1 protein-coding gene is annotated in these 1,158 nt (G+C 29.2%); it reads left to right on the top strand.

Going from position 1 to position 1,158, the window contains the following annotated elements; all coding sequences use genetic code 11:
- Positions 1-61: 61 nt before the first annotated feature.
- Positions 62-991 (top strand): phospholipase D-like domain-containing protein, encoded by a 930-nt coding sequence (locus KLA_RS17765; protein ID WP_051456157.1) that lies wholly within the window; start codon positions 62-64, stop codon positions 989-991.
- Positions 992-1,158 lie beyond the last annotated feature (167 nt).

Genomic DNA, 1,158 nt, shown 5'->3' on the forward strand with positions numbered 1-1,158 from the left:
AACCGTAACTGACGGTTATACCTACCGTTGTGCGTCATTATGAAAAACATCCTACCATAAATTGAACAATTATTTTCAAGACATCGAATACCATTTAATAAAACACCTTTCGGAAACTAAAGAAAGGCTTTTAATTGCTGTGGCTTGGTTTACGAATCAAACTATTTCGAATGCTTTAATTCGACTGAAAGATGTCAACATTGACATAATTGTAGATGATAATAAAGTAAATCGAGAATCAATAGCTATCAAAAATTTACAGAATAACGCAATACAAATCTCATTCATTAAAGATTTACAAAAGAACTATTATTTAATGCACAACAAATTCTGTGTAATTGACAATAAAACTGTTTTAACAGGCTCATATAATTGGTCAAAAAACGCAAATACAAACGACGAAAATTTAGCCTTTATTTCTGACAAGGATATTGCTACAAGTTACAATATGGAATTCAGCAAAATAAAGAACAAAAAATATAAAATAGACAGAATTTCATTTTCAAAAACAGAGGTAGAACAATTAACAAACCTTATTGAAAAAGGACTTGTCAACTTACTTAAAGCAAACCGTGAAAATTTAGAAAATGGAATGTTTAACGAGTGGACTGACAAAAAAATAAAAAACCAAATTCGAGGAATTAGTGAAAGAGTTCATAACACAGTAAAAGACAAAGTAGGTTCAATTGGAATTTATTCAGATTTAATAGCTAAATATGGAATTGAATTTAATTATTTGGCAACAGAAGAGGAAAAAGCCAACTCTCGGCATAAATATTCAAAAGAAGGAATTGACAAAATAGAACACTATTTAAACATTGATTTTCAGTTATTAAAAATTAAAGCTATAGACAAAATCTTATCTAAATATCAAGAATTAATTAAAACAAAAACATCCAGAGAGGAAACGAGAAAGATATTAGAAATGGTTAATTTTATAATAAAAGAGAAGTTATTTATTAATAATCAATTAAAAAACGGACTGAATTGAAAAAATAACGTCGCACAACAACGTGTATAACTAATTGCTGGTGTTGTGTGTACTCGGAAAATCCTACGGATTTTCCTCTGGTTCGTTTTCTTTTACTAAATTAGTTCTCGCCAACGCAACTAGCCATACACAAACTCGTTGTGCAACATTTGAAAAATGACCCGAAA

Source organism: Cellulophaga geojensis KL-A (assembly GCF_000568425.1).
GTDB classification, from domain to species: domain Bacteria; phylum Bacteroidota; class Bacteroidia; order Flavobacteriales; family Flavobacteriaceae; genus Cellulophaga; species Cellulophaga lytica.